Annotated in this window: 6 protein-coding genes; all 6 read left to right on the top strand. The window is 62.8% G+C overall.

Features of this window, described 5'->3' with window-relative positions; translation table 11 throughout:
• Positions 1-146: 146 nt before the first annotated feature.
• The 6 genes from K9857_RS27890 (at position 147) to yccS (ending at position 9,914) form a co-directional block, all read left to right on the top strand.
• Positions 147-1,589, top strand: a complete 1,443-nt coding sequence (locus K9857_RS27890; protein WP_224541391.1) for a TldD/PmbA family protein — start codon at positions 147-149, stop codon at positions 1,587-1,589.
• Positions 1,589-2,938, top strand: a complete 1,350-nt coding sequence (locus K9857_RS27885; protein WP_224541389.1) for a TldD/PmbA family protein — start codon at positions 1,589-1,591, stop codon at positions 2,936-2,938. The genes K9857_RS27890 and K9857_RS27885 overlap by 1 nt, the downstream gene beginning before the upstream one ends.
• A 302-nt stretch (positions 2,939-3,240) precedes the next feature.
• Positions 3,241-4,668, top strand: coding sequence for a multidrug transporter subunit MdtD (gene mdtD / locus K9857_RS27880; RefSeq protein ID WP_224541387.1), 1,428 nt, complete (start codon positions 3,241-3,243; stop codon positions 4,666-4,668).
• A gap of 136 nt (positions 4,669-4,804) precedes the next feature.
• The gene (dbpA, locus tag K9857_RS27875; RefSeq protein ID WP_411961622.1) at positions 4,805-6,142 is read left to right on the top strand and encodes an ATP-dependent RNA helicase DbpA; all 1,338 of its coding nucleotides are present in this window, start codon (positions 4,805-4,807) and stop codon (positions 6,140-6,142) included.
• A 147-nt stretch (positions 6,143-6,289) separates the two neighbouring features.
• Positions 6,290-7,468 (top strand): NAD(P)/FAD-dependent oxidoreductase, encoded by a 1,179-nt coding sequence (locus tag K9857_RS27870; protein ID WP_224541383.1) that lies wholly within the window; start codon positions 6,290-6,292, stop codon positions 7,466-7,468.
• A gap of 262 nt (positions 7,469-7,730) precedes the next feature.
• Positions 7,731-9,914 carry a YccS family putative transporter gene (gene yccS, locus K9857_RS27865; protein WP_224541380.1) on the top strand — a complete coding sequence of 728 codons (2,184 nt, stop codon included), beginning with the start codon at positions 7,731-7,733 and terminating at the stop codon, positions 9,912-9,914.
• The last annotated feature ends 60 nt before the right edge of the window (positions 9,915-9,974 follow it).

Below are 9,974 nucleotides of genomic sequence, written 5' to 3'. Positions count from 1 at the left end.
CTTGCCCGCGATGAGGCCCTCACAAACACCACACCTCTCTAGCTTGATCGTTCCCCCTCGCAGGCCTAATCTAGCGCCACGCAACCGTTTCACCCCTCCTCCAGCAACACCGCTGCACCGTCACTCCATCACAAGGAGGTTCCCGAATGTTCGATTTCCATCCCCAGCTCAAGCAGCGCTTCGCTGCCTTGCGCACGGGCGCCGAGTTCTTTTCCCTGCGTTATGTACGTGAGTCCGGGCAGTACCTGTCGGTGCGCAAGAACGTCGCCGAACCGCCGAGCCTGCGCCGTGACGAAGGCGCGATGCTGACTGTGCGGGTCAATGGCGTCGAAGCCTATGCCGCCACCAACGACCTGTCGCAGCATGGCCTGCAAGCGGCCCTCGAACGCGCCGAACAGCAGGCGCGCCAGCTCAAGCCCCACGCTCTGCTGGACCTGCACGACCAGACCGTTTCCGGCGATCGTGCCGATTATTTCTCACCGAACCTCGACCAGCCCTTCCCGTCCCTGAACGAATGCTATGAACTGCTCGGCGCCGAATCCGCCGCCGTGCCCAAGGACGATCGTCTGGTGAACTGGCAGGTGAGCATCGGCATCACCCACGTCGAGCAGATCTACCTCAACAGCGCCGGCGCCGAGTTGCGCCAGGCACAGCGTTTCGTCTATCCGGGCCTGGACGTCACCGCCTACGACGGCAACGACAGCCAGACCCGCAGCCTGGGCCGCGAGAACTTCGGCCAACAGGGCGGCGCCGATGTCATCAGCCGTTGCGGTCTGATCGGCGCCGGTCCGAAGGTCGCTGACGAAGCACTGCAACTGCTGCTCGCGCCAAACACCCCGCAAGGCCCTCGCGACCTGCTGCTGATGCCCGACCAGATGATGCTGCAGATCCACGAATCCATCGGCCACCCGCTGGAGCTGGATCGCATCCTGGGCGACGAGCGCAATTACGCCGGCACCAGCTTCGTCAAAGCCGAAGACTTCGGTCATCTGCAATACGGCTCGAAACTGCTCAACGTGACCTTCGACCCGGACATTCCCGAACAGCTCGCCAGCTACGGCCATGACGACGACGGCACCGCCGCGAGCAAGCAATTCCTGATCCGCGAAGGCCTGTTGCTGCGCCCGCTGGGCGGTGCGCTGTCGCAGTTCCGCGCGGGCCTTGCCGGAGTGGCCAACAGCCGCGCCTGCAGCTGGAACCGTCCGCCGATCGACCGCATGGCCAACCTCAACATCGAGCCCGGCGATCAGCCGCTGGAACGCCTGATCGGCAACATCGAGCACGGCATCCTGATGAGCACCAACCGCTCCTGGTCCATCGACGATGCGCGCAACAAGTTCCAGTTCGGTTGCGAATGGGGCCAGTTGATTGAAAACGGCGAACTCAAAGGCGTGGTGAAAAACCCGAATTATCGGGGCGTTTCCGCGCAGTTCTGGAAGAGCCTCAGCGCCGTCGGCGATGCCAACACCTTCCAGGTCCTCGGCACACCGAACTGCGGCAAGGGCGAACCCAACCAGGTGATCCGCGTCGGCCATGCGTCGCCGGCCTGCGTGTTCAGCAACGTTGATGTGTTTGGAGGAGACGCCTGATGACTACTCACGCGAGCACCTCGAAAAACCAGGGCGAGTCGTTCAAGGCGCTGGTCAGCGGCCTGCGCGAGGCCCTGCACGAACCGGAACAGTTCACCTTGAGCTACGCCGCCGAATCCTCGGCCTTCGTGCGTTTCAACCACGCCAAGGTGCGTCAGGCCGGGCAGGTGCAGCAGGCGAGCATCGTCCTGAAACTGATCCATGACGGTCGCCACGCCGACCTCGACATCACTCTCTCCGGCGATCCGCAGGTGGATCAGCAGCGTCTGGCCGAAGGCCTGCAACAACTGCGCGACACCCTGCCGCTGCTGCCGCAGGATCCGTATCTGTTGCTCAACCACAACGGCTGGCACAGCAACAATGTGCAGGAGCATCCGCTGCCGGACACCGAGCAGGTGGTCGCCGAAATCACCCGCGCCGCCGAAGGTCTGGATCTGGTGGGCTTCTACGCGGCCGGACCCATCAGCCGTGGTTTCGCCAGTTCCGCCGGGGCGTTTGGCTGGCATCAGGCCAACAGCTTCAACTTCGATTTCAGCCTGTTCCACGAAAACGGCCAGGCGGTGAAAGCCAGCTTTGCCGGCCATGACTGGAACAGCGAGGCGTTCGCCAAACGCTTCCAGCAAGCCCGCGAGCAGCTGGAATTTCTTGGGCGACCATTGCGCACCTTGGCGCCGGGTCAGTATCGCGCTTACCTGGCGCCGGCAGCGCTGGAAGAGATCATGGGCATGCTGTGCTGGGGCGGGTTTTCGGCGCAGTCGATCGCCAGCAAAAGCAGTCCGCTGCAGAAGTTGTATGGCGGTGATCAAAGCTTCAGTCCGCTGGTTTCGCTGGACGAGAAAGTCAGTGGCTCGTTGAGTCCAGCGTTCTCCGAAGAGGGTTATCCGCGCAGCGATCTGCGGTTGATCGTCGAGGGCAAGGCCGAGGCACAGCTGGTCGGTTCACGCAGCGCCGCCGAATACGGCCTGACCGCCAACGGCGCCAGCGCCGGCGAATGGCCCAGCGCCCTAAACATGCAAGCCGGGGCCCTGGCGGAGGCGGACGTCGTCAAGCAACTGGGCACGGGCCTGTACATCAGCAACCTGTGGTACCTGAATTTCTCCGACCAGCCGGCAGCCCGTCTTACCGGCATGACCCGCTTCGCGACCTTCTGGGTCGAGAACGGCGAAATCCAGGCACCGGTCAGCACCATGCGCTTCGACGACAGCGCCTTCAGCCTGCTCGGTTCGCAGCTCGAAGCACTGACCCAGGAGCGCGAAATGCTGCTGTCGGCCAGCACCTACAGCCAGCGTGCGACGGCATCGGCGCTGCTGCCGGGGGCGTTGGTCAGCAAGCTGACTTTGACCCTTTGAAGAGCTTCGCGGGCAAGCCTCGCTCCTACAGGTTTTGCGCCAATTTCAGGATGGCACACGGCCTGTAGGAGCGAGGCTTGCCCGCGAAGAGGTAAACACGAATTCCCAGCACACAGAGAGCCTCCTGTGGCGAGGGGATTTATCCCCGTTCGGCTGCGCAGCAGTCGTAAATCCGGCGAATGCGGTGTATCTGGCAAACCGCATTGGCAGGTTTTGGGGCCGCTTCGCAGCCCAACGGGGCGGTGCGACGTTTCGCTAAATCCCCTCACCACAGAGGTTCATCACAATTCACCAGAGGTCCCATGCCCAACCGCCTACCTCTCGACGCTGTCACCGCCCGCTGGGTGCCGTGGGTCGTCGCCATTGCGTTTTTCATGCAGTCCCTCGACGGCACGATTCTCAACACCGCGTTGCCGGCCATGGCCGCGGATCTGGCCGAAGACCCGCTTCGCATGCAGGGCGTGATCATCGCCTACATGCTCACCGTCGCCCTGCTGATCCCCGCGTCCGGCTGGATTGCCGACCGCTTCGGCACCAAGAAAATCTTCTTCAGTGCCATCCTGCTGTTCAGCATCGGTTCACTGCTCTGCGCCCTGTCCAACAGCCTCACCCTGCTGATCGGCGCCCGGGTCGTCCAGGGCCTGGGCGGTGCGCTGATGCTGCCGGTCGGGCGGCTGGTTGTGCTGCGCGCCTACCCGCGCTCGGAACTGGTGCGGATCATGGGCTTCATCACCATTCCCGGCCTGCTCGGCCCGCTGATCGGCCCGACCATGGGCGGTTGGATGGTGGAATACCTGACATGGCACTGGATCTTCCTGATCAACCTGCCGGTGGGCGTGATCGGTTGCTACGCGGTGTGGAAATTCATCCCGGACCTGCGCGGCTCCGAGCGCACCCGCTTCGATAGCCTGGGTTTCGTGCTGTTCGGTGCGGCGATGATCCTGATCACCATCGCCATGGAAGGCCTGGGCGAATTGCACCTGCCGCACCTGCGGGTGATGTTGCTGCTGTTCGGCGGCATGGCCTGTCTGGCGGCGTACTGGCTGCGCGCCGGGCACATCGAAAATCCGTTGTTCTCGCCGTCGCTGTTCAAGACCCGAACCTTCGCCGTCGGCATTCTCGGCAACCTGTTCGCCCGCCTGGGCAGCGGCGCCCTACCGTTCCTCGTGCCGTTGCTGTTGCAGGTGGCGCTGGGTTACTCGCCGTCCCAGGCGGGGATGAGCATGCTGCCGCTGGCCGCCGCAGCGATGGTCGCCAAGTGGGTAGCGCGGCCGATGATCGAACGCCTGGGCTACCGCATTGTGCTGACCGGCAACACCCTGGCGCTGGGGATCATGCTGGCGAGCATGGGCTTGGTCAGCGAGCAGACGCCGTACTGGCTGCTGCTGTGCCTGCTGGCGATCCTGGGGGCGATCAACTCCCTGCAGTTCACCGCGATGAACACCGTGACCCTGATCGACCTCGACGATGCCAGCGCCAGCAGCGGCAACAGCCTGCTGTCGGTGGTGGCGCAGTTGTCCCTGAGTCTTGGCGTTGCCTGTGCCGGTGCGCTGCTTGGTGGTTTTACCGCAGAGGTTGGCAATGACGGGGTGGAAACGGTGCTGGGCGCGTTCCAGCTGACGTTCGTCACGGTCGGCATCATGGCGATGCTGGCGGCAACGATTTTTTCCCAGCTTTCACCGAAAGACGGACGACGAGTAGTCAGCCACGAGCACGACATAGGCCACTAACCCCTACATAACTATTCGTCCGGAAACATCAGGCGAATGGCCATCGGACTGGTACACTGCGCGACATTTTGTTTTGCAGGCCAGTCCCGTGACCACCATCGCCACCGAATTCAATACTCTGCCATTGTCCGCCGCCATGCTGGCTAACCTCGATTCCCTCGGTTATTCCCAGATGACGCCGATCCAGGCGCAGAGCTTGCCGGTGATCCTCAAGGGGATGGACCTGATCGCTCAGGCCAAGACCGGCAGCGGCAAGACCGCAGCCTTCGGCATCGGCCTGTTGAACCCGATCAACCCGCGCTACTTCGGTTGCCAGGCACTGATCCTGTGCCCGACCCGCGAGCTGGCCGACCAGGTCGCCAAGGAAATCCGCCGTCTGGCCCGTGCCGAGGACAACATCAAGGTCCTGACCCTGTGCGGCGGCGTGTCCCTCGGCCCGCAGATCGCTTCGCTGGAGCACGGCGCGCACATCATCGTCGGCACTCCTGGGCGCATCCAGCAGCACCTGCGCAAAGGCTCGCTGGTGCTTCACGGCCTGAACACCCTGATCCTCGACGAAGCCGACCGCATGCTCGACATGGGTTTCTACGATTCGATCGAAGAAATCATCATGCAGGCCCCGGAGCGTCGCCAGACCCTGCTGTTCTCCGCCACCTACCCCGTGGGCATCAAGCAACTGGCCTCGAAGTTCATGCGCAACCCGCAGCAGGTCAAGGCCGAGGCGTTCCACGACGACTCGCAGATCGAACAGCGTTTCTACGAAATTTCCCCGGAAGAACGCATGAGCGCGGTGACCAAGGTGCTTGGCCACTTCCGTCCGGCGTCCTGCGTGGCGTTCTGCTTCACCAAGCAGCAGGTCCAGGAAACCGTCGATCATCTGACCGCCAAGGGCATTTCCGCCGTAGGCCTGCACGGCGACCTGGAACAGCGTGACCGCGATCAGGTGCTGGCCATGTTCGCCAACCGCAGCACCTCGGTGCTGGTGGCCACCGACGTGGCAGCCCGCGGCCTGGACATCGATTCCCTGGACATGGTGATCAACGTCGAACTGGCCCGCGATTCGGAAATCCACATCCACCGCGTTGGCCGTACCGGTCGTGCCGGCGAGAAAGGTTTGGCGATCAGTCTGGTTGCGCCGTCCGAAGCGCAGCGTGCGCAGGCGATCGAAGAGCTGCAGAAGACGCCGTTGACCTGGGATCAGGTGGACAACCTCAAGTCCCAGGGCGGCGGTCCGCTGCTGCCGCAGATGAGCACTCTGTGCATCGCCGCCGGCCGCAAGGACAAAGTGCGCCCGGGCGACATCCTCGGCGCCCTGACCGGTGACGCCGGCATCCCGGGCGCGCAGGTCGGCAAGATCGCGATCTTCGACTTCCAGGCCTACGTGGCCGTGGAACGCGGCATCGCCAAACAGGCCCTGCAGCGTCTGAACGACGGCAAGATCAAGGGCCGGTCGTTGCGCGTGCGTATCCTTTAAGGACTGCACATACCCCCTGTGGGAGCGGGCTTGCTCGCGAAAGCGGTGTGTCAGTCAACCTATTGGTAACTGACAGATCGCATTCGCGAGCAAGCCCGCTCCCACATGGATCGTCGGTGAATTGAAAGTTTGTGAGAGGACACCGTTTTGCGCTCTACCGAAGTCGTGATCATTGGCGCTGGCGCCGCAGGGTTGATGTGTGCACTGACTGCCGCCGGCCGTGGGCGCAAGGTGCTGTTGCTCGACCATGCCAACAAGGCTGGCAAGAAAATCCTGATGTCGGGCGGTGGGCGCTGCAATTTCACCAACATGTACACCGAGCCTGGCAACTTCCTCTCGCAAAACGCGCATTTCTGCAAATCCGCCCTGGCGCGCTATACCCAGTGGGACTTCATCGGAATGGTCGCCAAGCACGGCGTGCCTTACCACGAGAAGAAACTCGGCCAGCTGTTCTGCGATAACAAATCCAGCGACATCCTCGAAATGCTCCTGAACGAGTGCGATCAGGCCGGCGTCAGCCTGCACCTGGACACTTCGATCCAGACCATCGAGAAGCTCGAACAGGGTTATCTGCTGGACACCACTCTCGGCCAGGTCACCTGCCAGTCGCTGGTGATCGCCACCGGCGGCCTGTCGATCCCGACCCTGGGCGCCACCGGTTTCGGCTATCAGGTGGCCAAACAATTCGGCCACGAACTGCTGCCGACCCGCGCCGGCCTCGTGCCATTCACCATCACCGATCAACTCAAGGCGCTGTGCAGCGAGCTGTCCGGCACTTCGGTAGATTGCCTGGTCAGCTGCAACGACCAGAGTTTCCGCGAGAACATCCTGTTCACTCACCGCGGCCTCAGTGGTCCGGCGATTCTGCAGATTTCTTCGTTCTGGGAATCGGGCGATACGGTCGAGATCAACCTGATGCCCGACCACGACGTGCCGACCTGGCTGCAACAGCAACAGGCCGAACGCCCCAACAGCGAACTGAAAACCCTGCTCGGGGAAATCTTCACCAAGAAGATGGCCAATTTGCTGGCGGACAACTGGTTCGTCTCCAAACCGATGAAGCAATACACCCACGCGGAAATCGCCGAGATCGCCGAAAAACTGGCGAGCTGGAAAGTCGTGCCCGCCGGCACCGAAGGCTACCGCACCGCCGAGGTGACCCTGGGTGGCATCGACACCAACGAAGTGTCGTCCAAGACCATGGAATCCCTGAAAAGCCCCGGCCTGTACTTCATCGGCGAAGTGCTGGACGTGACCGGCCACCTCGGCGGTTTCAACTTCCAGTGGGCCTGGGCCTCGGGCTACGCCGCCGCGCAATACGTCTGACACCCCACTCACCATGTGAATGCAATCCCTGTGGGAGCTGGCTTGCCAGCGATAGCGGTCTGACAGACAACAGAAATGTTGCATGTACTGGCCTCATCGCTGGCAAGCCAGCTCCCACAGGTTTTTATGCCAGCCTGAAAATTTGAGGCGGGCGCGAAGTCTCAAAGGAACAGTTTTTGCTGCCCGATGTGATCGTCGCCATTGCATCGGCGTCATTACTGGCTCAATTTAGCGGCATCGCCTCGGAAGGCCTTCGCATTTCATGTCATCGACTTCGTTTCGTCAGTCTCTGCGGCGTCTGTGGGCGCTGGACAAGTTCAGCTACAGCGTGCGGGTGTTCATCGCCCTGACCGGCACCATGGCACTGTGTTGGTATCAGGATGAAATGGGGCTGCTGATCCCGTTGTTCCTGGGGATTATCGCCAGCGCCCTGGCCGAGACCGACGACAGCTGGCAAGGCCGCCTCAATGCGCTGGCCGTGACCCTGGTATGTTTCGCCGTCGCCGCGCTGTCGGTGGAACTGCTGTTCCCCTACCCGATCGTCTTCATCATCGCCTTCGCCCTCGCCAGCTTCTGCCTGACGATGCTCGGCGCCTTGGGCGAACGCTATGGCGCGATTGCTTCGGCGACGCTGATTCTGTCGGTGTACACCATGATCGGCGTGGACCAGCGCGGCGGCGCGGTGATCGACGTCTGGCACGAACCGCTGCTGCTGGTGGCCGGCGCGGCCTGGTACGGGGCGCTTTCGGTGCTGTGGCAGGCGCTGTTTTCCAACCAGCCAGTGCAACAGAGCCTGGCGCGTCTGTTTCGCGAGCTGGGTTACTACCTGAAACTGAAGTCGTCGCTGTTCGAGCCGATCCGTCAGTTAGATGTGGAAGAGCGCCGACTGGAACTGGCCAAGCAGAACGGCCGCGTGGTCGCCGCACTCAACGCCGCCAAGGAAATCATCCTGCACCGGGTCGGCAACGGTCGCCCGGGCTCGAAACTCAGCCGTTACCTGAAGCTGTATTTCCTCGCCCAGGACATCCACGAACGCGCCAGCTCTTCGCACTACCCTTACAACGCCCTGGCCGAGGCGTTTTTCCACAGCGACGTGCTGTTCCGCTGCCAACGCCTGTTGCGCCAGCAGGGCAAGGCCTGCCGGGCGCTGGCCGAATCGATCCAGATGCGCCAGCCGTTCATCTATGACGCCAGCTTCGCAGAAGCCCTGGCCGACCTGCATGCCTCCCTCGAACACCTGCGCGTCCAGAGCAACCCCGCCTGGCGCGGATTGCTGCGTTCTCTGCGGGCGCTTTCGGCGAACCTCGCCACCCTCGACCGCCTCCTGAGCGACGCAAGCAACCCCGACGCTCTGGCCGACGCCACCGACAGCAGCCTGCTCGACCGCTCGCCGCGCAACTTGCGGGATGTCTGGGTACGCTTGCGCACGCAACTGACACCGACCTCGTTGCTGTTTCGCCATGCCCTGCGATTGCCCCTGGCCCTGAGCATCGGCTACGCGATGGTGCATTTGATCCACCCGTCGCAAGGTTACTGGATCATTCTCACCACGCTGTTCGTCTGCCAGCCCAACTACGGCGCGACGCGACGCAAACTCGGCCAGCGGATCATCGGCACCGCCTTCGGCCTGACTCTGGCCTGGGCGCTGTTCGATCTGTTCCCCAACCCGCTGATCCAGTCGTGCATCGCGATTGTCGCCGGCGTGGTGTTCTTTATCAGCCGAACCACCCGCTACACCCTGGCGACGGCGGCGATCACCCTGATGGTGCTGTTCTGCTTCAACCAGGTGGGCGACGGTTACGGGCTGTTCCTGCCGCGGCTGTTCGATACCCTGCTCGGCAGCCTGATCGCGGGGCTGGCGGTGTTCCTGTTCCTGCCGGACTGGCAGGGCCGCAGCCTGAACAAGGTGCTGTCCAACACCCTGACCTGCAACAGCGTTTACCTGCGCCAGATCATGCAGCAATACGCCGCCGGCAAAAGCGACGACCTGGCCTACCGCCTGGCTCGACGCAACGCGCACAACGCCGATGCGGCGCTGTCGACCACCCTGGCCAACATGCTGATGGAGCCGGGGCATTTCCGTAAGGACGCGGAACTGGGCTTTCGTTTTCTGGTGCTGTCACACACGCTGCTCAGCTATTTGTCAGGCCTTGGCGCACACCGGGAAACCCGGTTGCCCGCCGAGGTGCGCGAGCACCTGATCGAAGGCGCCGGGGTGAAACTGGCGGCCAGCATCGACGAAATCGCCCAAGGGCTGGTGAGCAAATCGGCGATTGCGATTCAGAGCGACGAGGAGGAAGCGCTGGCCAATGAGCTTGAGCAGATGCCCGATGAGATCGATGAGGGACAGCGGTTGGTGCAGACACAACTGGCGCTGATCTGCCGGCAGCTGGGGCCGCTGCGGACGTTGGCGGCGCATTTGATCAAGGACACCAGCCGGGATTGAGATGTTTGGTGTCCAGACCGGCCTCTTCGCGGGCAAGCCTCGCTCCTACAGAGAATCACC

The sequence above is a fragment of the Pseudomonas sp. REP124 genome (assembly GCF_020164475.1).
In the GTDB taxonomy this organism is placed as follows: Bacteria; Pseudomonadota; Gammaproteobacteria; order Pseudomonadales; family Pseudomonadaceae; genus Aquipseudomonas.
This window is presented reverse-complemented; position numbering and strand designations above follow the sequence as displayed.

What these genes read in the sequence shown, in the direction of transcription:
- K9857_RS27890 (WP_224541391.1), top strand. Translation starts at nt 147, where the DNA reads ATGTTCGATTTCCATCCCCAGCTCAAGCAGCGCTTCGCTGCCTTGCGC.
- yccS (WP_224541380.1), top strand. Translation starts at nt 7,731, where the DNA reads ATGTCATCGACTTCGTTTCGTCAGTCTCTGCGGCGTCTGTGGGCGCTG.
- K9857_RS27885 (WP_224541389.1), top strand. Translation starts at nt 1,589, where the DNA reads ATGACTACTCACGCGAGCACCTCGAAAAACCAGGGCGAGTCGTTCAAG.
- mdtD (WP_224541387.1), top strand. Translation starts at nt 3,241, where the DNA reads ATGCCCAACCGCCTACCTCTCGACGCTGTCACCGCCCGCTGGGTGCCG.
- dbpA (WP_411961622.1), top strand. Translation starts at nt 4,805, where the DNA reads ATGCTGGCTAACCTCGATTCCCTCGGTTATTCCCAGATGACGCCGATC.